Genomic DNA, 21,865 nt, shown 5'->3' with positions numbered 1-21,865 from the left:
AGCTCGTTGACCCGGGGCAGAGTGGTTTGGATGGTCATGTCGTTTCCTCCTTGAATTCGTTCTTCATGATTCTGCTAGTCATTCTGTCCGTTTTGCGTTGTTTTAACAGTCAAATCCGCCGGGAATTGATGTTTTTTATGTGTCGCTGACGGGGAAAATGAGTATAATTGAGATGACGCAGTTTTCTGCGGCTAAGTTTTAGGAATGAAAATTTCGGGAATTTCCGAAAATCAAACGAGGTGAAGAAAATGGAATACACAGAAATTCAAGACATGCTTGATTTTATCGCGGCCAGTCCAACCAGCTTTCAGGCGGTGGAGCAGCTGAAAGCGCGGTTGACGGAAGCCGGGTATGAAGAACAAATAGAGAGCGCAGCCTGGACGCTGACGCCGGGCGGCCGTTATTTTACGATCCGCAATCATTCGAGTCTGTTGGCATGGCAGATGCCGGAAACGCTGGACCAGCTGAGCTTCAATATCGTCGCTTCCCACAGCGATGCTCCGACCTTTAAGCTGAAGCCGAATGCCGTTATTTGTGAAAACGGATATCTCAAGCTGAACACGGAGGGTTACGGCGGCATGCTTTGCAGCACCTGGATGGACCGCCCGCTGGGGCTGGCCGGCCGGGTAATCGTGCGCGAGGGTGAACAGATTGTCAGCCGGTATCTCAATATAGAACGGCCGTTGCTGACGATTCCTTCCCTGGCGATCCACATGAACCGGGAAGCCAATACCAACGCCAGCTACAACGCTCAGAAGGATATGCTTCCGCTGATCGGCCTGGGCAGCGAGCCGTTTGACATGAAATCGCTGCTGGCAGAAGAACTGGGGATCGCTCAGGCGGATGTGCTCAGCTTTGATTTGTACTTAACTTGTCTGCAGAAAGGCTATGTCTGGGGCCGGCATCACGAATTTATTTCGAGTCCGCATCTCGATGATCTGCAATGCGCTTATACGACGCTGCAGGGATTTCTGCAGGGACACAGCCGCCGGTCGCTGAACGTGTACTGCTGCTTCGATAACGAGGAAGTCGGCAGCCGCACGCGCCAGGGCGCGGCCTCGGCCTTTTTAATCGATACGCTGCGGCGGATTTTGTCCGCGGTGCAGCTGAAAGAAGAGGAGCTGCAGCGGGCACTGGCCTCGTCGCTGATGATTTCCGCGGACAACGCTCATGCCGTTCATCCCAATGTGCCGGAGAAATCCGATCCGACCAACCGCGTCTATCTGAACCAGGGCATTGTGATCAAATATAATGCCAACCAGAGCTATACCTCCGACGCGATCAGCTCCGCGTTGTTTGTTGAGCTGTGCCGTCAGGCTGGCGTCAAAACGCAGTATTTCACCAACCGCTCGGATTTGAAGGGCGGCGGCACGCTTGGCAGCATCAGCACTTCGCAGGTCAGCATTGCTTCAGTTGATATCGGATTACCGCAGCTGGCCATGCATTCGTGCAATGAAACGGCCGGGGTCGAAGACAGCGCGGCGATGATCCGGGCGATCAGGCAGTTTTACAGCACGCACCGCTGTATGCTGGAGGAGGGCGTGCTGATCCAGCAGGCGGATTAAAACGCGGCTGCCGGTCCATAGTAGAAATAGCGGAAACCGCGGGAAGGAGCGAGGCCAATGATTACCGTTGAACAAGTCAGAAACAATCCCCAGGTCAGAACTTATATCCAGAAGGCGGACGAAGCGTTGGCGGCGCTGGGGTACACGGAGCACAGCTTCGCGCATGTCGGCAAGGTTGCCAAAGAAGCCCGGGAAATTTTATTAACGCTCGGCTACAGTCCGCGGGAAGCGGAACTGGCGGAGATCGCCGGATGGCTGCACGATATCGGCAACGTGATCAACCGGGTCGATCATGCGCAGAGCGGTGCGGTCATGGCCTTCCGCATTCTGGACAAGCTGGGCGCGGAGGCGGAGGAAATCTCGACGATCATCAGCGCGATCGGCAATCATGACGAAAGCACGGCTTATCCGGTTAACCCGATAGCGGCGGCGCTGATCCTGGCGGATAAAACCGACGTCCGGCGCTCGCGTGTGCGCAACCGCGACTTCGCGACGTTTGACATTCACGACCGGGTCAACTATGCGGTTCATCAATCGCGGACGGAAATTACTGCCGATCATCAGAAGATCATTCTGGACTTAAAAATTGATACGCAGATTTCCGCGGTTATGGATTATTTTGAAATTTTTATGCAGCGCATGCTGTTGTGCCGCAAAGCGGCGGAAAAACTCGGTCTGACGTTTTCGCTGGTGATTAACGATCAGATCATCTTATAGAGAGAAGGCGAAATATGAAGCGAATTCATCTTAAACCCCAGGATCCATGCTGGTGCGGCAGCGGCCGTCCGTATGGCGAATGCCACCAGGCGTTTGATCAGAAAATTGCGTATTATAAAAAACGCGGCCACATCGTTCCCCCGCACAGCCTGATCCGCACTCCGGCAGAAATCGCCGGGATTCAGGCCAGCGCCGAGATCAATACCGCAGTGCTGGATGCCGTTGCGGCGGCGATTCATGAAGGAATGAGCACGGAGGAGATCGACAAGATCGTCGATGAGACGACGACTGCGCGCGGGGCAATCTGCGCTCCGCTGAACTACGAGGGCTATCCGAAAAGCGTCTGCACCTCCGTCAACAACGAGGTCTGCCATGGTATTCCCAGCCACCGGCGGAAGCTGAAGTCCGGCGATATTGTCAACGTCGACGTTTCGACAATTTACAACGGATTTTATTCCGACGCGTCGCGGATGTTTATGATCGGACAGGTCAGCGACGAAAACCGCCGGCTGGTTGAAGAAACGAAAGAATGCCTCAACCGGGGCATCGCGGCGGCTCAGGCCTGGCATTTTGTCGGCGATATCGGCGCGGCCGTGCAGAGCTATGCGGAAAGCTGCGGTTATTCCGTCGTGCGCGAGCTGGGCGGTCACGGCGTCGGCATTAAGTTCCACGACGATCCGTTTGTTTCTCATGTCGGTAAGAAAAACACCGGGATGCTTTTGGTGCCGGGGATGGTGATGACGGTCGAGCCGATGATCAACATGGGCGGCGCACGGGTGGAAATGGACCGCTACAATGGCTGGACGATCTACACGCAGGATGGTAAACCGTCGGCGCAATGGGAGCATACGATCCTCATCACCGAGGAAGGCCCGCAGATTCTGACGTATTAACGTCGTTGTTTAACGCAGCATGACAATCAAAAATCCGAAGGGAGATCTACGCATGGAAAATCAAGTTTTAGACGCGATCTTTAACCGCCGCAGTATCCGCCGATACACAGACCAGCCCGTCAGCAGCGATCAGCTGGATTTAGTTCTTAAAGCGGGGCAGGCGGCGCCGAGCGCGATGAATCAACAGCCATGGTATTTTGTGGCGATCCAGCGCAAGGATATGATCGAACAGCTGGCTTCCTTATTGACGGAGAACGAAGATCCCTATTATAACGCGCCGTTGTTAATCGTCGTGTTCGCTGATAAAAAGGCTTATTCGCCGGTAACCGACGCTGCGCTGGCGATCGCCAATATGATGCTGGCGGCGCAGGCGCTGCAGTTGGGGACGTGCTGGATCGATTACAGCCGGCACGTGTTCAATCATCCGAAGTTTGCCGGATTATCCGCTTCGCTGGGCGTGCCGCAGGACTATCTCTGCGTCGGTTCGCTGGTCGTGGGAACCCCGGCAGAACAGCCGGAAGCGCATCCAGTCAAGTCGGAAACGATGACGGTTGTGGCCTGATAGCGAGTTCCTGAATTTAAAATAAAGCCGCGATTTCACGGGTTGTTAACCTGGAACCGCGGTTTTTCTATAGTTTAATGAATTTTACGTTTGAGTTTCCTCATTTCTGTTCATTCTAATACCAGCGAACAAAGCTTGAAAATACCGAAGGAGGAAACGTCATGTTTAAACATCAGAAGAAACTGCTGCACCCGGTCAAGGTTAAGAAACCGAATCCCACCTATGCCGCTCTGCTGCAGGAACAGTTAGGCGGGCCACAGGGTGAGATGAAGGCGGCGATGCAGTATTTCGCCCAGAGTCTGCGGATTCAGGATAAGGAAATCAAGGATTTATTTCTCGATATCGCGGCGGAGGAATTATGCCACATGGAAATTGTTGCCGAGATGATCAATCAGCTTAACGGCGATCAGCTCAATGCCAAGGAAGCGACCGTCGGCGGCATGGAAGCTCATGTGCTGACCGGTTTAACACCATTGCTGGCAAACGCTTCAGGTTACTTGTGGACAGCGGCGTATGTGAATGAAACCGGCGATCTGGCGGCCGATTTATTGTCCGATATCGCGGCGGAGCAGCGGGCAAAGGTTGTTTATCAGTATTTATACCGGCAGATTGAGGATGAAGGTGTGCGTGAGGTCATCGACTTTTTATTAAACCGTGAGGAAGCGCACAACACGATGTTCCGGCAGGCGTTTAACCGGATTGTCGACAGCGGTTCCCAGAAAGACTGGGGCGTGACTTCCGATTCCCGGATTTATTTCGATTTGTCGGGTGATGGCCAGCACTTCGATCCTGCACGTAAAAACCCGCCGGAATTCAAGGAATAAGGATCGTAAAAAAAACTGGAAAGCTGCGAATTTCCGGTGAAATGCCGGCTTTCTGTATACATTAACGTAAGCTAGAACATCAAATGAAAACCGCGCCAGGATCTTCAATTGTAAGCGCGGTTTTTTTATTCTGTTTTGTTAGAGTACGATCAGTTCTACGACATAGACCGCCGCGCAAGCTGCCAGCGCAACGGTCAACAGGCCCTTGCCGCGCCACCCCAAGGCCAGCGCCGTCACCAGCCCTGCGATAGCGCTGGGCCAGCAGCGCGTGCTCGTTAAGATCGCCGGGAAGGTCATCGCTGCCAGCACGGCATACGGAACATAAAACAAAAAGCTTTGGATAAACGGATTTTCAATCTTTTTCTGAAAGATGAGAATCGGGGCTGCACGCAGAAGATAAGTGACCCCAGCCATCACTAAGGTATAAAAAATTAACGATAAACGCATAAGCTCTCCCTCATTGTAATCGAAATCAACTCTTATGATGCTGCCCGCACTTCAGAGAATTCAGTTCCAGGCTGGCATTTGCACTTATTTTATCATAAAATAAAAGAAAACAAGCTATGAGTTTAACGGCTAAAAAGTGAGGCGTCGTTAAATTTCCGCCACAAGGAGGGAATTGGGATGATTGTTCAAGATTTAAACGCTGGGGAAATGCTTCAATGGTACGCTCGTTATCGCGAAGCTTACAGTAAATACTGCTGCCGGGCAATTATCAAGGAACCATTTTCACCGAATGAAATGAATTTACTGATTTTCTTATCCAACAATCCTCACATGGATACGGCAAAAGTACTGACCGTCACTTTAGGCGTGTCTAAAAGCTTGGTCTGCCGCAGTGTCGATTCGCTGATGCAGAAAGGGTATCTGCGCGGGGAAGTTGATCCTCGCGATCACCGCATCACGCATTTGATTTTGACGGAGAAAGCGGCGCCGATCATTCAGACGCTGCAGGAAAACTGGACGCGCTTTGCCCAGCGGGTTACCCAAGCGATATCCCAGGAAGATTTGGAGATCTATAAGCGTGTAAATCAACAGCTGATCCAGAATATCCAACGATTGGCTGACGCTGATTTTGAACGGGAAGAAACGATTGAGAAATAGGGCAAAGGTAAGCCGTGAATGCACGGCTTTTTTCGTGCAGATGTTTTGTTAAGTTATAAAGTTACGCCAAGCGGATAATCCAGCCTAGACAAAAAAGCAAATTTGTCGATCTTGATTCTTCAAATATTGACCAGCTGGTCTGTTTGTGATAGGATCGTATCATAAAACAGACTAACTGGTTTGTTTTGTGTGGAGGCAATGATGAAACGCGAAGAAAAAAATCAAATCAGCCGTCAGCGGATTCTCGAAAGCGCGGCGAAGGAATTTGCGGAAAAAGGTTACGGGCTCAGCTCGATCAATGTGATCTGTGCCGAAGGGGATATTTCCAAGGGGATTTTGTACCATTATTTCAAGGATAAAGACGAACTGTATCTGACTTGCGTCCAGGCTTGCTTTGACGGCTTGACCGCAGCGCTGAAAGCCGCTTTGCCGGACAGCGTGGGCGATATTCAGACCCGAATGGATCAGTATTTCGCAGTCCGCTGGGCTTATTTTGATCAACATCCCGATCAGCTGAGATTATTTTGTGAAGCGCTGCTCTCTGCCCCGCCGCATCTGCGGCCGGCGATCGCGGAGGCTAGGTTGGAATTTGATCGGTATAACATGGAGATTCTCGATACGCTCTTAGGCCAGATTCAGCTGCGTCCGGATTTCACCCGTGAGGAAGTAATCGACCTGTTCCGGCAGGCTCAGGATTTCATCAATGCTCAATATGCGGGAAAAGGGCAAGCCGATCCCGCGGATGGAAAAGAGCGCGAACAGCTGTGTCAAAGAGCGTTGGCAATCTTGTTGTATGGCGTCGTAGACGCGGAAAGGAAAGGGTTATGAGTCAGTCACAAAATTCTATTCTGGGCGAATTGCGCCCGTCCAAGGCGATCGTTAAACTGGCGGTTCCCGCCACGATTGCGTTGTTGGCCAAAGCGGTGTATAACATCGTCGATACCGCTTATATCGGCATGCTTCACTCCGATATCGCGCTGGCGGCGGTCGGCGTCACGCTGCCGCTGTTGTTGATCATGGTGTCTGTGGAAAATATCTTTGCCGCCGGGGCGGCGGTGCTGGCCGGCCGGCAATTGGGCGCGGCGGATAAAAAAGGTGCGAACACGACGGTAACGACGGTGATCGGACTTTCGGTTTTGATCGGCGCGCTGCTGTGCGTCGGCGGGATATTTTTCATGGAGCCGCTGCTGCGTTCGTTCGGCGCCTCTTCCGCGGTGCTGCCGCAGGCAAAAGATTATGCCTTCTGGATGTTCATCGCCGCGCTGGCCAATTTACCGGCGCAAAGCCTGAACTGTGCGGCCCGGGCGGAGTCCTCGGTCCGGATTTCTTCCATCGCCGTCATCACCGGTGCGGTGCTGAACGTCGTGCTGGATCCAATCTTTATGTTCGACTGGGGGTTAGGCTTAGGTGTTGGCGGCGCTTCGTTAGCGACGACGGTATCTCAGTTTGTCACCTTCGCGATTCTGGTTGGATTCTATGCCAGCGGCAGATCGATCATCAAGATTCATCCGCGTTACTTCAAACCAAATTGGAAGTTGATTAAAACGGTGACCCTGATCGGAATTCCAACAGCGGTAATCCAGATCTGTCTGGCAGTCGCCACCTCGCTGACGAATATGGCAGCGAAGCCGATGGCCGATGCCGATCTGATCATCGCAGCTTATGGCGTAGTGCAGCGTTTAGTGCTGATCGGCTGTTATGTGATCATGGGCTTTATGCAGGGCTATCAGCCGGTAGCGTCCTATGCGTTCGGCGCAAAAAATGAAGACCGCTTTCACGCGTGCGTTCAGTTTGCTTTGAAGGCCTCGCTGCTGCTGACCGTGATCGTTGCGGCGCTCTATATTGTCAGTGCCCGGCCGCTGATCCAACTGTTTAATTCCAATCCGGCGGTGATCGATTACGGCGCGAAGCTGTTAATTTCGCAGGTGGCGCTGTATCCGGCGTTTGGTCTGTGTTATATGATGACGATCACGTTCCAGACGATTGGCGCAAGCCGGTATGGTTTGTTCCTGTCGCTGATCCGTCAGGGTCTGTTCTATGTCCCGTTTATTCTGATGCTGCCGCGTTGGCTGGGCGTCAACGGCATTTATTTTGCCCAGCCGGCCGCGGATCTGCTGACGCTGCTGGTCTGCGTGCTGTCTGTGAAATCAATGAAAAAAATAGCGAGCCGGAATATGCAGCTTGACGTTTCGGTGGCCTGATTCTTTTTATTAAAAAACGGTTCTGAATCCCGGTTGTGCGAAAACCTCCGGTCAGAACCGTTTTTTGTTTTGGTCAGCGGGTGTTCTGGATCATCCGGCGGCGGAATCCGGGCTTGTTTTCTCAGCTGCCAAAGCCGGCGTGGGAGCTGAAGGCGGAGACTGCGCTTCGTGAACCGGGAACAGCCAGGCGCCCAAGGCGGCCGCGGCCAGCGTACAGAGAATGATCGAAAAGCCTTCGGAAATCCAGCTGAACAGCGGACAGAAATGGAGCGTCACGCTCATTGCCACGGCGATTCCCACGACGATGGCCACGGACTTTAACTGCCGGGCAACCGGCGCGACGATCGCGATGAACATTCCGTAAATCGCAACGGCGAAGGCCGCGCGCACCGCTTCCGGAAGCAGGGCGCTGAACGCGCAGCCTAGAAACGTACCGCCGACCCAGCCTGCCATCGGCGTCAGGATCAGCCCCAGCATATAGTGAAACCGGACAATCGGATGGCTGACGGCAACCGCGAAGATTTCATCGGTATTGCCGAACGCCAGCACGGCTTTTTGCAGACGGGACATCGCCGGATCCAGCTTCTGCGCCAGCGAGAGCGACATCAGGGCATAGCGCAAATTGATCACCAGCGTGGTCAGCGCCATTTCGAGCAGCGAGGCCTGCGTCTGGATCAAGGTCAGACCGGCAAACTGGCCGGCGGAGGTCAGATTGGTCGCCGAAATCATCACCGCTTCGCCCGCGGACAAACCGGCTGCTGCGGCTGCCATGCCGAAGGTAAACGACACCGAAAGATAACCCAGCGCGATCGGTAGTCCGTCCTTCACGCCTTGTTTCCACCCTAAATTATTCTGACTCATCACGTATAAATCCCCCAACTCTGTTTTGATTTATCTTTCATTCTAGGTTTTTCATGCTTTTTCGTCAACGGTCAGGGGCAAAAAAATACGCTTTCCCCTTAAAAATTTGAGCATCGGCGGTTGGCGCGGGGCGGCTTTATGCTATAATAACGCTATAAGGAAGACCGCCGTTTCCTGGAAACGGCGTGGGAAAAAATGATAGGGTGAATTTATGCAGCAATATGTTTATATCGTCGGTCATAAGAATCCGGATACCGATTCGATTTGTTCTGCCCTGGCGTATGCTGAACTCAAGCAGCGGTTGGGCGTTCATGCGATTCCGTGCCGGTTAGGGCCGCTCAACGAAGAAACCAAATATGTACTGAAACGCTTCGGATTGGAAAATCCGCTGTTGTTGAAAGACGCGCGGTCCCAGCTGCGCGATATCGACATCGACGAACCGACCTTGATCACGACCAAGACCTCGCTGAAGGAAGCCTGGGACGTTTTGTTCAAGGCCCGCAACAAGTCGCTGTTCGTGCTGGATGAGCAGCAGAAGCTGACCGGAATTGTATCCACCTCCAACCTGGCGTCGCCGCGGATGATGAGTGACGAGCTGATGCATAAGCTGATGAAAACCGCTTCGCTGTCCGCGCTGGCCAAGACGATCAACGGCGAGATCGACTACGAGCCGAAGAACTTCAAGACCAATGGCAAAGTGTTCATCGTCACGCTCAACGACGGCACAAAGTTTGAGGAGAACTTCCGCCATTCGATCACGATTCTCTCGGACGGCAACCGCAAGCAGCGGCAGCTGCTGGAAATGGGCACGCGGTGCATGATCATTACCTGTGATCAGGAGATCAGTCCGGACAATCTTGAACTGGCGCGCAAACAGGACTGCGCGGTCATCCGCACGCCATGGGATACGATGAAGGTTGCCAAGGTCATCAACGAAGCCTTCCCGGTGGAAAGCCTGATGAGCCGCAATCCGATTACATTTCAGGACGATGAATATGTCGATGACGTCGCGAAGAAAATGGCGAACACCCGCTACCGCAGTTATCCGGTGCTGGATATCGAAGGCAAAGCGGTCGGCGCGGTTTCCCGCTATCACCTGCTGAACTATCGCCGCAAGAAGTTTATTCTGGTCGATCACTCGGCTAAAAATCAGGCGATCAACAACATTGACGACGCGGAAATCGAGGAAATTATCGATCACCATCACATTGGCAATATCGAAACCTCCTATCCGATTTTCTACCGCAACCAGCGCTGCGGCTGTACCTGCACGATCATCGCGCAGCTGTATAAGGAAAACGGCATCATCCCCTCGGCGCAGATGGCCGGCATTATGATGAGCGCGATCATCTCCGATACGCTGCATTTTAAATCCGCAACGACAACCCAGCTGGATAAGGACGTCGCTTACGGACTGGCGGAGATCGCCGGGGTGGATCTCGATCACTACGCTGATGAAATGTTGAGTGCTTCGGTGGCCTTGAAGGAATCGACGCCGACGCAGATCCTTAACCGCGACTTGAAGACCTACGATATGGGAAAATACAAGATTGCGATCGGCCAGACCAACTATAAGAATATTGAAGATATTCAGGCAATTCTGCCGGCTTTCCGTCAGCAGCTGGAAAAGGAACAGACTGCCAAGCAGTTCGATTTAATGGTCATGATGTTCTCGCATATCATGGCGGAAGGCACGATGTTTGTTTACAGCGGACCGCTTTCCTATGTGATGAACGAAATCATTGATACGAAATTCGACGACAATTCCGGTTATGATCATGAGATCATTTCCCGGAAGCAGCAGTTGATGCCGAAGCTTTCTGTGATTTTAAAACAGATGTAAAGCCGGCGGGAGGAAGTCCATGAAAAAAATAACGGTCATGCGTTGGCTCGGCTCTGCCGTCGCGGTGTTGTTTCTCATGATGTTGATTGTCAACTATTGCAACATCGGTTTTGACGTCGCCTTGTACGATGATTACGGGATTCATGGCCGGTCGAATCCATTCACGCTGGCACAGCTGATCCTGCCGCTGGCCGGCTTGATTCTCAGCAGCGCTTTAACCTGGCGGCTGAATCATTGGGAAACGGCAGCGAAGAAAGAAACGCATTCATCAAACGGATAATTCATGGAGGGCAAATCTGAGCGGACTTTGAGTTTGGGGCTGTCTGGATAACGGGGAAGAACCCGGAAACCGGCACGCAGAATCAAAGAAGATCGGATGAAATCAACACCCAAGGGCAGCAATGCCCTTTTTTAGTGCTTGCGCTGAGCTGAAAAGAGAAGATTGTCGGAGAGAAATCTTATTCGCCTGCGGTTCGGCTGGGCTTCGCTTTGGACAACAGATAAAAAAGAAATCTGAATGATTTCGCTTTACTTTCGTTTCTCTCATTCAAGAACTATCAGAAAAAGTGTAAAGTTCACTTGACAGAATGTGTAAAGCTGACTATACTGAAAATGTAAAGCTAGCTATACTATGGAGCGTGATCAAGTTGAAGAATCGAGTTCAGGAGCTGCGCAAACAACGCCGCTTATCGCAAAGTGAACTGGCCGACGCGGTTGAGGTTACCCGCCAGACGATCATTTCTTTGGAAAACGGAAAATACAACGCCTCGCTGATGTTGGCGCACAAAATTGCCCGGTATTTTGACCTGACGATCGAAGAAGTGTTTTTATTTGAGGAGGATGAATGAAATGTTGGTTAAAGTTTTAAGTCATGCGCTGGCCAGCGGCGCCGATTATGAAAAAACGTTAAAAACCCGCCGGAATCTTTCCGTTCTGGGGATGGTTTTGGGATTGGTCGTTTTGGTGATCGTGAACTTATGGACGCCGGATGCGGATCTGACCTTCGCAGATTTTCTCAAGGGTGTTTATACGGGAACCGGCATCGGCTTAATGTTATTCTCCGCCCTGTTCTGGGTGAAGGTAAGAAACTTGCTGAAGAATCCGGAATTACAGAAGAAAACCCGGATTCAGGAACAGGATGAGCGTCAGACGTTGATCGCGATGAAGACGTGTTCCTCGGCCTTAATGATTTTGATCGGCCTGGAATATTTCGCCCTGTTATTAAGCGGAATGTTCAATGCCACGGTATTCTTTACGCTGTTGGCGGTGTTGATCGCCGTCCTTGTCGTGATGATCGGCTGCAAGCTCTATTACAGCCGCCGGATTTAGAGGTGATCCGCATGGGCAAATGTGAAAAGCGGGCCTGGCCGCTGACATTGGGGTTATTGGTGAACGCCGTCGCGTTGGCGGTTCACGGCCTGATCGAGAATCTGCCGGAGGGATTGTTCATCCTGATGGAGCTGGCCGCAATTGTACTGATACTGTGGGGGATTGTGGAAACCCGCCGGCGGTCCGGTCTGTGATCGGTTGAAAAGTCTGCGGATTGCAGTGAACCGCGGCTGTCATTGGAGTGAATTGAATACGGATTCATGAAGCCGGATTTGTCGGAAGCGATCTGGCTTTTATCTTTTTTCAGCGGATCTTCATCGCGGCGAACCTCATTTTTGACGACTTTGCGTATTCTGAACCGGAAACCTCTGGAAGCCGGCGCCGGAAACCAGTATAATGGACATCAGGGAAAGGATGATGAATTCGATGATTTTATTAAAAAACGGCTGTGTTCATAACGGCCGGGGACAGGTAAGCACCACGGATCTGTTGATTGACGGCGGAAAGATCGTCAAAATCGGCGAACATCTGGAAGCGGCCTGCGCAGACGTGATCGACGCTGCCGGGATGCATGTGTTTCCAGGCTTTATTGATCCGCTGAGCGATTGGGGGATTCTTGGCCCGGGCCGGGAAATCCGCGGCAACGCCAACGACAACGATGAACGCTCCGATGTGTTTACACCGCAGCTGGACGTCAAATATGCCTTTAACGGCCGGGGAATTACCCGGCAGCAGATCTACGCCTTCGGCATCACCGCGGTCGGCGTCGCGCCGTCCAACAACAATGTGTTCGGCGGTCAGATGGCGGCTTTTGAGGTGCACGGCGTCAATCCGATGAAAATGTTGATCCGGGAAAAGGTCGGCATGAAAGCTTCGGTCACAGAGGCGGTGAAGGAAGCTTACGGCTCCCGCAATCTCGCGCCGATGACCAAAATGGGGATTTTTGCGATGCTGAAAGAAAAACTGGCGGCCGCGAAGGATTACCATCCGGAAGAAGATAAGGTTGAACGCGATGAAAAGCTGGCGGCCTTGAAACCGGTCGTCGATAAGCAGATGCCGCTGTTTGTCAGCTGCAACACGCCGGCGGAAATCCGTTCAGTGCTGCGGGCAGTCGCGGATTATGACCTCGATCTTGTGTTCTGCGGCGGCTTCGGCGTCGATGGTTCACTGCAGGAGCTGGCGGAAAAGCGCTGCGGTTTGATCGTTGCCAATCCCGCTAACGGTTTCAACAAATATACGCGCAACACCGATTACGCGGGAATTGCCCAGCTGGCAAAGCAGGGCGCGACCGTGGCGTTCAGCGCGGCGGATAATGGTTTTGGCGGCCGCGAGGATCTGTTGTGGTCGGCATTGGAAATGCAGAAAGCGATTCATGACAGCGAAACCGTGTTGACGATGCTGACCTACAACGCGGCGAAGCTCTTGGGGATCGAACAGCTGACCGGTTCGTTGGAAGAAGGCAAGCGTGCCGATCTCGTCTTGTGGAGCGCCAATCCGATCACCAGCTACAAGGGCGCTGTGGAAATGACGATCGCCAACGGTGAAATTCTGTATCGGAAAGGAGATGTGATGAAATGCTTCTTATAAAAAATGGCAAAGTCCTGACGATGGGTCCGCAGGGCGTTCTGGAACAGGCTGACGTGCTGATCGGCGACGATGGCAAAATCATCGAGGTGGCCGAGAACCTGGAAGCCTCCGGGGCAGAAATTCTGGATGCGAGCGGTAAAATCGTCATGCCGGGGCTGGTCGACGCGCATTCGCATATCGGCGGCTTCGATACGGATACCGGGGCGCAGGACCTCAATGAACTGACCAAGCCGCAGACGCCGGAAATTCAGGCGTATGACGGCATCAATCCGCTTGACCGCTCCTTTATGGAATCCGCAAAGGCCGGAATTACGACCAGCGCGATTACACCGGGCAGCGGCAATGTGATCTGCGGCTTAGCGTGCGCCGTCAAATCAGCGGGGACGTCGCTGGCCAGCCGGACGCTGCGCAATCCGATCGCGCTGAAAGCGGCGATGGGCGTGAACCCGAAGGGCGTTTACGGACCGCGCACAGCGCTGCCGATGTCGCGTTTAGGCGTGGCGGATCTGTTCCGCGATTACTTCCTCAAAGTGAAGGACTACCAGGCGAAAAAAGTCCAGGGTGTGAGCGATCCGGAGAAAATGCCGAAGTTCGATCAGGGGATGGAAAACGGACTGCTGGTTCTGGAAAAGAAAATTCCGCTCAAGGTGCATTGTTATCAGCATGACATGATGTCGTTGCTGCAGCTGGCGGATGAATTTGATTTCGACGTGACGCTGGATCATGCGTTAGGGTCCAGTGATTTCTATGATGAGATCGCTTCGAGCAAGCATGTCCGCGGTGTGATTTACGGTCCGCTGGGTGCACCGCTGTTTGGCGGCGAGGGCTGCAAGGTCGATATCGACTGTCTGGCCGAGCTGGACCGGCGGGGCGTCTGCTGCGCGATCATGACGGACGGCCCGTGCTTTGTTCCGTATATGATCATCACTCAGGCTGGCGAAGCGGTGCGTACCGGTCTGGATGAGCTGCGTGCGCTGGCGATGATTACGATCAACGCCGCCAAGATTATCGGCTGCGACGACCGGGTCGGCTCGTTGGAAACGGGCAAAGACGGCGACGTGCTGATTTTTGACGGTATGCCGGCAGTCGATACCGATGCGCGCAACCGCTGCACGATCATCGACGGCAAGATCGTTTACCAGGCGTAACGAATAAACAAACAAGGCTTGCCCGCTGCGGTAAGCCTTTGCTTGCTTTCATGATGCAGCTGAAAAGACGGCGAGGCAGGCCGGAAAAAGCCGCAAAAAAACACGCCGGCAAGGCGTGCTTCAATGAATGATTTGTGAGATTCAATACCGGGCGGCAATGGCCGAGACCATCAGTGCTTTCAGCTTGACCGGACTGAGGCGGCGGGCTGACTGCGTGCTCATTTCCATCGCGGCGCACAGCTTATCCACACCCTGGACGACCCAGCCTTCCTTCGTCTGCGGACGTTGGCGGGACATCGGCCACATGTGGTTGAGAATACAGTCTTCCATGATCGGATCCACCGCGGTGGATTGCCGGGCCATCGCCAGCGCGACCTGCGGATGCACGACGCTGTGGCGGCCTTCGATCGGCTGTTCGTTGTTCTTCCAGTCATACAGATAAAAGTCGTGCAGCAGCGCGCCGCGGGTGGCGCTGCGGACGTTCAGGTTCAGCCGGCGGCTGATTAAAAATGTATAATAAGCGACGTTGACGCAGTGCTGCAGGCGCGTGGTTTTGCAATGCTGGACATAGTCGCGCAGCTCCTGAACATCGTCGATATGCAGTATATCCTGTACCAATTCCATGAATTCGCTGACCAGCGCTTCTTCGGAATCAGTAAAATTCAACCGGGATCCAATGGGTTTTTCCAATGAAATCACTCCTTTTGAAAAACTACAAGTCCCATCATAACAAGGTTCACACAGAAAAACAAGTTATCCATCATGAATAATTCATGAAAAACCAGGAAAGGAAGGGAGAAATCATGTTTTTAGATACAAAAAAAGCACAGCGGTATCTCGATCGGGCACTGGCGCGGGGCGGAGATTTCGCGGAGCTGTTTGAAGAAGAAAAGTGGACGTGCAGCGCTTCGATGCTCAATGGGAAACTGGAGGGAGCCAACAGCGGATTACGCTGGGGGCTGTCCATTCGGATCTTTGACGGACTGCGCACGGTGTACGGCTATACCAACGAGCAGGAGGAGGAAAAGATCCTCACGGTGATCGATCAGCTGACTGCGGCGATCGGCCGCAAACGTCAGGCGGAATGTCCGGCGATCCAGGAACAAATTATTCAGGATCAGCACGCCCCGGAAATTCCCGTGCAAAGCGTGACGTTAGCCCAGCGCCGGGCTTTGATGCAGCGGGCCAACGACGCGCTGCTGAACTACGATCCGGTGATCAAAAAAGCGATAGTCAATCTGGCTGATGAAGACCAGACCGTCATCATCGCCTCCAGCGACGGCAGGCTGGTACGCGATAACCGCCAGCGGACGCGGCTGCGCATGCAGGCGGTGGCGATGGACGGCGACCGGATGCAGAATTCCGCGAAAGCGCCGGGCGCGCATGCCGGTTATGAATTCTACGATCAGATCGACGTCGAGGCGATGGCGCGGGACGCTGCCCGCACGGCCAAGGTGATGCTGAACGCCGACGAATGCCCGAGCGGAGAAATGACCGTCGTGATCGACAATGGTTTTGGCGGTGTTATCTTCCATGAAGCCTGCGGCCATTCCTTAGAAGCCACCAGCGTTGCTTACGGCAATTCCGTCTTCTGCGGCAAGCTGAGTCAGAAAGTGGCCAGCGAGCTGGTCAACGCCGTGGACGACGGAACGATCCCGCATGCCTGGGGTTCCAACAATATCGACGATGAAGGCCAGGCCACCCGCCGCAATCTGTTGATCGAAAACGGCGTGCTGAAGGGCTATCTAATCGATCCGCTGAACGCCCGGCGGATGGGCATGGAAGCGACCGGCTCCGCACGCCGTCAGGACTACACCTTTGAACCGACGTCGCGGATGACCAATACCTTCTTGTTGAACGGTACGTCGACGTTTGAGGAAATTATCGCCGATACGCCGTTAGGGTTATATGCCAAGCGTTTAGGCGGCGGATCCGTAAATCCGGTCACCGGTGATTTCAACTTCGCCGTCCTAGAAGCCTATATGATCCGCGATGGCAAGCTGGCTGAACCGGTCCGGGGCGCGACCTTGATTGGCAACGGCGCGGAAATTCTGTTCAGAATTGATAAGATCGCGGACAACGGTTCGCGCGAGCAGGGGATGTGCGGCTCCAAGAGCGGTTCAATTCCGACGGATGTCGGCCAGCCGACGATCCGCGTTACGCACATGACGGTCGGCGGCAAAGGAGGAAAATTGAAATGATCGCGGAAACAATTTTAAACTACGCAAAGGAAGCAGGCCTGGAAGAAGCGGAGGTCTATCAGAGCCAGACCCAAACGCTGCACTTTGACATTCTGGACGGACAGCCGCGCCAGTTTGTCGTTTCGGATAAAAGCGGACTTTCACTGCGGGGGACGCGCCAGGGCCGCTGCGCCAGCGCCTACACGGAGAAAACCGATGAGGCGTCATTGCGGACTTTGGCAATTCAATGCCGCCAGCTGGCCGACGCTTTGGAAACAGAAGACACTGTGCTGTTAACGCCGGGACAGACGCCGATGAACGACGACCGCAGCGATGATACGCTCGCCCGCCGAACGGTCAGCGACAAGATCGAATTCATGAAAAAGGTGGAAGCCGCGGCCCTGAAAAAAGATTCGCGGATCCTGCGGGTATCGGCCTGCGGTTATCAGGAAACGACGTCGGTAACGACACTGGCCAATACGCAGGGGTTGGAAGCGACCCGGCGTTCGACACTGGGCCTGATCACGCTGAGCGTCATCGCTTCGAATGGGAAAGAACAGACCAACGGCTTCAGCTGGCGTGCGATCAAGGATCTGGATGAAGACCAAGCGGCTGAATTTGTTGAGGAAGCGGTTCGGGAAGCAGTGAATAAGCTGGATGCCGTGTCGATTCCTTCCGGCAGCTATCGGACAATTCTGCGCTATGATGTTGCGACGGATTTGTTGGCTTCCCTGTGGGCAATGTTCAGCGCTGAACAGATTCAAAAGGATTTGTCCATTCTGAAAGATCGTCAAGGCGAGTCCATTATGAGTCCGCTGATCACCATCGTCGACGAACCGCAGCTGCCGGATGGCTTTTCCAGCTGTGATTTCGATGATGAAGGCGTACCGACCCAGCGCACGGTGATCGTCGAAAACGGTGTGTTCAAAGAAGCTTTATTTGACCGCAAGAGCGCGCTGAAAGGCGGCCGGGCTTCGACGGGCAATGGGTTTAAAAACGGATGCAGCGCTCCGGTTCAGGTTTCGCCGACCAACCTGCTTGTAAAACCGGGCGATTTATCCCTGGATGAAATGATCGCGCAGACCGAGGACGGCGTGCTGATTACTGACTTACAAGGTCTGCATGCGGGACTGAATCCGCTGACAAGCGATTTCTCGCTGCAGGCCAGCGGGTTTAAAATCGAACAGGGCAAGCTGGCCTATCCGATTCATTTGATCACAATTGCCGGAAATTATCTGGAAATGATGAATTCCATCCTGGCTTTAGGCTGTGACGGACGGCAGGACTTAAACAGCGTAAGCTGCGGTTCCCTTCTTGTGGATCAGCTTGCGATATCTGGTGAATAATTATTAAATTAATTATTACATCTACTTAAAACACAGAGAAATCTGTGTTTTAATTTTTACTAAAATGTGCTGGAAAATTTTACCTTTGGCGTATAATTGCGTTTTGTATAGGGTTTTATATAGAATTGAAAAAGGAGGAAAGATCATGACATGCCAAATCTATGGCTACGTACGCGTATCGACAAAGGATCAAAACGAAGACCGGCAGATGATTGCGATGTTGGAGTTCCCGGTTCCCGAGAAAAACATCATCGTCGAAAAGCAGAGCGGAAAAGACTTTAACCGGCCACGTTACCGGCGGCTTATCCGCAAGATGAAAAAAGGCGATCTGCTTGTGATTAAAAGTATCGACCGCCTGGGCCGCAACTATGAAGAAATTATCCAGCAGTGGCGGTATCTGACCAAGGAAAAAGGGATTGATATCGTCGTTCTGGATATGGCGCTGCTGGATACCCGGGAGGGGAAAGACCTGACCGGCACCTTGATCGCCGATCTGGTGCTGCAGCTGCTGAGCTATGTCGCGCAGACCGAGCGTGAGAATATCCGCCAGCGGCAGAAAGAAGGCATCCAGGCGGCAAAGCGCAAAGGCGTTCAGTTCGGAAGACCGAAAATCCCGGTTCCCGATCAATTTACCGAACTTAAGCAGCAGTGGAAAAACAACGAAATTTCATCGCGGCAGGCCGCTTCACAGCTTGGCGTTTCGCACGAAACCTTTCTGCGGTGGTGCAAGCGTCAGGCTTAGTTTTCAGCCTGTCATCTAAAAAAGTAGACTTTTTATTACTGATCATTTCATCCCGAAAACGCCTGTAAATCGGCTGTTTTCGCTTATAAATTTATTATATTCTGAATGTCACAAAAAGTCTGCTTTAGTTGACAAAAAGGAGGACGAACACAATGCCGAAACAAAGTTTACTGGAGCTTTTGGCAAATCAATGCGGATGTCCTTATCTGTCCGATCTGCATACACAGACCTATCGTCCCGTACTCCGAAAGGTTGTTCTCCGGCTTGCGGCAGAGAGCTATAGAGACCAGGAATGGAGCGATAGTTTTACCTATATTTTAGGACGGAAGGCCGAAGCTCAGACGGCAGAGGAAATCAAACGGGAACTGATCCATGCGATCAGTGAAAAGGAATAGAAGATCCGGTTATCCGGATCTTATTGCGTTTTATCGGCACGTTTTAAAGCTAATAAGTCTGAAATCCAAGTTTAATTATGAATAATTCATGAAGTCGCTGACACGCGGCTTTTGCGGCATTCCGGAACATGTTAAAATAAATAAAGAATTACCGATTTGAGGTGAAAGTATGAAAGAAAGGGGTTTTTGGAACCGATACGGCCTGATGCTTTTGGGAATCCTGCTTTATGGAATAGATCTCACATTGATCATTTTCGTTACACAGCGGTTGTATAAGAATATCGTAGAGGTGTCATTTGTTACGGCACTGCTTCCGATAAATTTTGTATTCTGGCTTATGCGCGGTAAAGAGGGCCGGGAAAAAAAACGCGAAGATGAGCTCAATTCCAGGCTATCCCGATGGCTGGTGCCGCCGTTATTCTTTGCCATGGCGCTTTATATAGGGGTCGAGATGCCCTATATGTTAGAATCGGGTTATAGTCTTGCCATGGGTGCAGGCATTTTGTTGTATCATGCTTGTTTACGCAAACGGATTCCAGGCTGGGGACAGCGAATCTCTGAAATATATGTCTGCATTTTGGTTTTAGAATTCTTTCTTCTTCTCTCATTTCCGTGGATCACGGGTTTAAGAACTGTAAATCAAGCGGAAGCGATCTTAACGCGGCAAGGCGATGAGGAGATCCACTATACGATCAACATTTCTCCATCTGAGCTAAAATGGATCTTTAAAGACGACGTACCCGAGTTGACGCGCAGTGAAAAAAAGACCGGATTTTATGTATTTTCAGCTGTGGATCAAGGAGAAGCGATCGGCGTGGTTGTCAGTCCAGCCAGCGGCCGGATTATAGTCCATACGTCTGTTTCTGAAAACGCAGCTTTGAATTCCATCATCTCTCATTAAGTGATGTCAGGGTATCTGTTGAAAAGGAGGCAGGTTGCAATGCGAGAAAAAACGAGCTTTTGGCAAAGATATGGTTTGATGATCCTGACGATTATCCTTTATGGACTCGATTTAGGGGTGATTCTGTTTGTCAGTCAGCGGTTGTATAAGAATATCGTAGAGGTGACAACGTTTGCAGCGTTGCCGCCGACGTTCTTTGTTCTGTGGCTGCTGCGGGGAAAGGCTGGAAAAGAAAAAGAACGTCAGGACTGGCTGAAAACCGGAGTGTTTTCATGGGTTATGACGATCATTTTATTCATCGCTGGACTAAGCGTCTGGCTGGCCATGCCCTATTCTTTGGCATGGAGTTACGCGCTTATGATGGCTTTGGGTTATTTCCTCTACCATAGCTGTCTGCGCAAATGGATTCCAGGCTGGGGCCAGCGGATTTCAGAACTTTTTGTCTGTATTTTCACTTTGGAACTGGCCGCTGTGCTTTTATTTCCGATCATTACGGGAATGAAAACCGTAAATCAGGCGGAAGCGATCTTAACGCGGCAAGGCTATGAGGAGATTCACTATGCGGTCAACACTTCTCCTTCCGGACTGGAACTGATTTTTAAAGACGACGCACCTGAACTGACGCGCAGTGAAAAGAAAACCGGATTTTATGTATTTTCAGCTGCGGATCAGGGAAAAGAAATCGGCGTGGTGATCAGTCCGGCCAGCGGCCGGATTGTCAGGCAGGCATCGTTATCCGACAATTTGGTATTGGATCTGATGATTCATCGGTAAGGAGGACGACATGGATATGCTTAAAACAATAGGAAAACGAATGAAACCGATTTTTGTGTTCGTGCTTTTGGAAGCCCTGCTGGCCGGCATTTTGATCGGCTGTCAGACGCAGGGTCTGGATCTGGATGGAGATCTGCGGTTGATTCTTAGTTACTGCTTTATTTTATTTGTCGCTTTGTTTCAATGCCTGGATCGTTCCGGTATGGAAACGGATCCGAAGAAATGGAGACGTGGCATTTTGGCTTTTATCGCCGTGCTGGTCTTCGGGCTGTTGTATGACCTGCGCTGGATAGACAATTGGAATTCGGTGAGGAACTTGCTTTCTACGGTAGGCACGGTAAGTACGCTGATTCTCCTTCTGATTCGTTTTATCTGTAAGCGGAAACTTTCCGTTGTCACAGGCACGATGCTGCTGATGGCCAGCGAGGGGATCACCGCTCTGCTTCTGACCTTCCTGTAACCGGAAGGTTTTTTAAGCAAATTAACTTTATTTTATTACCAGTCATGATATAATGGATTCGCATTTCAGGTGCAGGAAACTGCTTAATCGGGAACAGAGTGAATTTCTCTGACTGCCCCAGCAACCGTGAAGCGGACAAACTTCCAACAGCCACTGTATATCGATATGGGAAGGCGGAAGGGCGGATGAAGCGAAGTCGGTAGACCGGCCTGAATGAAAGAAGTCTTGTCTTCTGGGTGAAGGATTAAAGGCTAGGCTGTGATTAGCTCTGTTTTAATCATGGAATAGTCAAACTCACTCATTCTGAATTCAGGAATGAGTTTTTATTTGGAAAGGGGGATTGGGAATGGATCAACGCTGTTGCGCTTATTCGTTTCTGAAAGAAACTTCGCGGCAATGTGATTATGAGGTTGCCAGCGATGAACTGGCGTCG

General features: G+C 52.1%; 25 protein-coding genes and 1 riboswitch. Of the genes, 22 read left to right on the top strand and 3 right to left on the bottom strand.

The window, feature by feature from the left end; translation table 11 throughout:
- The first annotated feature begins 248 nt into the window (after window positions 1-248).
- The 5 genes from HOLDEFILI_RS17925 (at window position 249) to HOLDEFILI_RS17905 (ending at window position 4,561) form a co-directional block, all read left to right on the top strand.
- Window positions 249-1,565 (top strand): M18 family aminopeptidase, encoded by a 1,317-nt coding sequence (locus HOLDEFILI_RS17925; protein ID WP_006061367.1) that lies wholly within the window; start codon window positions 249-251, stop codon window positions 1,563-1,565.
- Window positions 1,566-1,622: 57 nt separating this feature from the next.
- A complete protein-coding gene (locus tag HOLDEFILI_RS17920) occupies window positions 1,623-2,282 on the top strand; it encodes an HD domain-containing protein (RefSeq protein ID WP_006061366.1) in 660 nt (219 codons plus the stop codon).
- Between the two features lie 23 nt (window positions 2,283-2,305).
- The gene (locus tag HOLDEFILI_RS17915; RefSeq protein WP_425268591.1) at window positions 2,306-3,175 is read left to right on the top strand and encodes a methionyl aminopeptidase; all 870 of its coding nucleotides are present in this window, start codon (window positions 2,306-2,308) and stop codon (window positions 3,173-3,175) included.
- Window positions 3,176-3,227: 52 nt separating this feature from the next.
- Complete coding sequence (locus HOLDEFILI_RS17910) at window positions 3,228-3,737, top strand: nitroreductase family protein (protein ID WP_039865441.1); 510 nt, start codon at window positions 3,228-3,230, stop codon at window positions 3,735-3,737.
- Window positions 3,738-3,898: 161 nt separating this feature from the next.
- Window positions 3,899-4,561 carry a manganese catalase family protein gene (locus HOLDEFILI_RS17905; RefSeq protein WP_006061363.1) on the top strand — a complete coding sequence of 221 codons (663 nt, stop codon included), beginning with the start codon at window positions 3,899-3,901 and terminating at the stop codon, window positions 4,559-4,561.
- Window positions 4,562-4,699: 138 nt separating this feature from the next.
- On the opposite strand, the gene HOLDEFILI_RS17900 is transcribed toward HOLDEFILI_RS17905, so the two are convergent.
- Window positions 4,700-5,008 (bottom strand): AzlD domain-containing protein, encoded by a 309-nt coding sequence (locus HOLDEFILI_RS17900; RefSeq protein WP_039865439.1) that lies wholly within the window; start codon window positions 5,006-5,008, stop codon window positions 4,700-4,702.
- A 177-nt stretch (window positions 5,009-5,185) separates the two neighbouring features.
- Here HOLDEFILI_RS17900 and HOLDEFILI_RS17895 point away from each other — a divergent pair, with 177 nt between their 5' ends.
- The 3 genes from HOLDEFILI_RS17895 to HOLDEFILI_RS17885 all read left to right on the top strand — a co-directional run bounded on the left by HOLDEFILI_RS17895 (window position 5,186) and on the right by HOLDEFILI_RS17885 (window position 7,866).
- Window positions 5,186-5,665 carry a MarR family winged helix-turn-helix transcriptional regulator gene (locus HOLDEFILI_RS17895; protein WP_006061361.1) on the top strand — a complete coding sequence of 160 codons (480 nt, stop codon included), beginning with the start codon at window positions 5,186-5,188 and terminating at the stop codon, window positions 5,663-5,665.
- A gap of 201 nt (window positions 5,666-5,866) precedes the next feature.
- Window positions 5,867-6,493: a TetR/AcrR family transcriptional regulator gene (locus HOLDEFILI_RS17890; RefSeq protein ID WP_039865438.1), complete on the top strand. Its 627-nt coding sequence runs from the start codon at window positions 5,867-5,869 to the stop codon at window positions 6,491-6,493.
- A complete protein-coding gene (locus tag HOLDEFILI_RS17885) occupies window positions 6,490-7,866 on the top strand; it encodes an MATE family efflux transporter (RefSeq protein WP_006061358.1) in 1,377 nt (458 codons plus the stop codon). The genes HOLDEFILI_RS17890 and HOLDEFILI_RS17885 overlap by 4 nt, the downstream gene beginning before the upstream one ends.
- A 90-nt stretch (window positions 7,867-7,956) precedes the next feature.
- Here HOLDEFILI_RS17885 and HOLDEFILI_RS17880 read toward each other — a convergent pair whose 3' ends face one another.
- Window positions 7,957-8,727: an AzlC family ABC transporter permease gene (locus HOLDEFILI_RS17880; protein WP_006061357.1), complete on the bottom strand. Its 771-nt coding sequence runs from the start codon at window positions 8,725-8,727 to the stop codon at window positions 7,957-7,959.
- Window positions 8,728-8,938: 211 nt separating this feature from the next.
- Here HOLDEFILI_RS17880 and HOLDEFILI_RS17875 point away from each other — a divergent pair, with 211 nt between their 5' ends.
- The 7 genes from HOLDEFILI_RS17875 (at window position 8,939) to HOLDEFILI_RS17840 (ending at window position 14,634) form a co-directional block, all read left to right on the top strand.
- A complete protein-coding gene (locus tag HOLDEFILI_RS17875; protein ID WP_006061356.1) occupies window positions 8,939-10,570 on the top strand; it encodes a putative manganese-dependent inorganic diphosphatase in 1,632 nt (543 codons plus the stop codon).
- Between the two features lie 19 nt (window positions 10,571-10,589).
- On the top strand, window positions 10,590-10,850 hold the full coding sequence (locus HOLDEFILI_RS17870) for a hypothetical protein (RefSeq protein ID WP_006061355.1): 261 nt from the start codon (window positions 10,590-10,592) through the stop codon (window positions 10,848-10,850).
- A 367-nt stretch (window positions 10,851-11,217) separates the two neighbouring features.
- Window positions 11,218-11,418: a helix-turn-helix transcriptional regulator gene (locus tag HOLDEFILI_RS17865; RefSeq protein ID WP_039865436.1), complete on the top strand. Its 201-nt coding sequence runs from the start codon at window positions 11,218-11,220 to the stop codon at window positions 11,416-11,418.
- A gap of 1 nt (window position 11,419) precedes the next feature.
- Window positions 11,420-11,899: a hypothetical protein gene (locus HOLDEFILI_RS17860; RefSeq protein ID WP_039865435.1), complete on the top strand. Its 480-nt coding sequence runs from the start codon at window positions 11,420-11,422 to the stop codon at window positions 11,897-11,899.
- A gap of 11 nt (window positions 11,900-11,910) precedes the next feature.
- The gene (locus tag HOLDEFILI_RS17855; RefSeq protein ID WP_006061351.1) at window positions 11,911-12,093 is read left to right on the top strand and encodes a hypothetical protein; all 183 of its coding nucleotides are present in this window, start codon (window positions 11,911-11,913) and stop codon (window positions 12,091-12,093) included.
- A 232-nt stretch (window positions 12,094-12,325) separates the two neighbouring features.
- On the top strand, window positions 12,326-13,486 hold the full coding sequence (locus HOLDEFILI_RS17845; protein ID WP_050767020.1) for an amidohydrolase family protein: 1,161 nt from the start codon (window positions 12,326-12,328) through the stop codon (window positions 13,484-13,486).
- The gene (locus HOLDEFILI_RS17840) at window positions 13,474-14,634 is read left to right on the top strand and encodes an amidohydrolase family protein (protein ID WP_006061348.1); all 1,161 of its coding nucleotides are present in this window, start codon (window positions 13,474-13,476) and stop codon (window positions 14,632-14,634) included. Before HOLDEFILI_RS17845 ends, HOLDEFILI_RS17840 begins: the two co-directional genes overlap by 13 nt.
- Window positions 14,635-14,775: 141 nt before the next feature.
- On the opposite strand, the gene HOLDEFILI_RS17835 is transcribed toward HOLDEFILI_RS17840, so the two are convergent.
- Complete coding sequence (locus tag HOLDEFILI_RS17835; protein WP_006061347.1) at window positions 14,776-15,333, bottom strand: HD domain-containing protein; 558 nt, start codon at window positions 15,331-15,333, stop codon at window positions 14,776-14,778.
- Between the two features lie 104 nt (window positions 15,334-15,437).
- On the opposite strand from HOLDEFILI_RS17835, the gene HOLDEFILI_RS17830 reads away from it, so the two are divergent.
- The 7 genes from HOLDEFILI_RS17830 (at window position 15,438) to HOLDEFILI_RS17800 (ending at window position 21,432) form a co-directional block, all read left to right on the top strand.
- The gene (locus tag HOLDEFILI_RS17830; protein ID WP_039865430.1) at window positions 15,438-16,835 is read left to right on the top strand and encodes a TldD/PmbA family protein; all 1,398 of its coding nucleotides are present in this window, start codon (window positions 15,438-15,440) and stop codon (window positions 16,833-16,835) included.
- Window positions 16,832-18,160, top strand: coding sequence for a TldD/PmbA family protein (locus HOLDEFILI_RS17825; RefSeq protein ID WP_006061345.1), 1,329 nt, complete (start codon window positions 16,832-16,834; stop codon window positions 18,158-18,160). The genes HOLDEFILI_RS17830 and HOLDEFILI_RS17825 overlap by 4 nt, the downstream gene beginning before the upstream one ends.
- Window positions 18,161-18,305: 145 nt before the next feature.
- On the top strand, window positions 18,306-18,902 hold the full coding sequence (locus HOLDEFILI_RS17820) for a recombinase family protein (RefSeq protein WP_039865427.1): 597 nt from the start codon (window positions 18,306-18,308) through the stop codon (window positions 18,900-18,902).
- A 152-nt stretch (window positions 18,903-19,054) separates the two neighbouring features.
- Complete coding sequence (locus HOLDEFILI_RS17815; protein ID WP_006061343.1) at window positions 19,055-19,297, top strand: hypothetical protein; 243 nt, start codon at window positions 19,055-19,057, stop codon at window positions 19,295-19,297.
- A gap of 169 nt (window positions 19,298-19,466) precedes the next feature.
- A complete protein-coding gene (locus HOLDEFILI_RS17810; RefSeq protein ID WP_006061342.1) occupies window positions 19,467-20,198 on the top strand; it encodes a hypothetical protein in 732 nt (243 codons plus the stop codon).
- A gap of 39 nt (window positions 20,199-20,237) precedes the next feature.
- Window positions 20,238-20,972: a hypothetical protein gene (locus HOLDEFILI_RS17805; protein ID WP_039865426.1), complete on the top strand. Its 735-nt coding sequence runs from the start codon at window positions 20,238-20,240 to the stop codon at window positions 20,970-20,972.
- A 16-nt stretch (window positions 20,973-20,988) separates the two neighbouring features.
- Window positions 20,989-21,432: a hypothetical protein gene (locus HOLDEFILI_RS17800; RefSeq protein WP_156788979.1), complete on the top strand. Its 444-nt coding sequence runs from the start codon at window positions 20,989-20,991 to the stop codon at window positions 21,430-21,432.
- A 50-nt stretch (window positions 21,433-21,482) separates the two neighbouring features.
- A riboswitch (cobalamin riboswitch) is annotated at window positions 21,483-21,659 on the top strand.
- Window positions 21,660-21,865 lie beyond the last annotated feature (206 nt).

Origin of the sequence: Holdemania filiformis DSM 12042 (assembly GCF_000157995.1) — a bacterium.
GTDB lineage: Bacteria > Bacillota_I > Bacilli_A > Erysipelotrichales > Erysipelotrichaceae > Holdemania > Holdemania filiformis.
The sequence above is the reverse complement of the archived record's forward strand: the minus strand, read 5'-3'. Positions and strand labels throughout refer to the sequence as shown.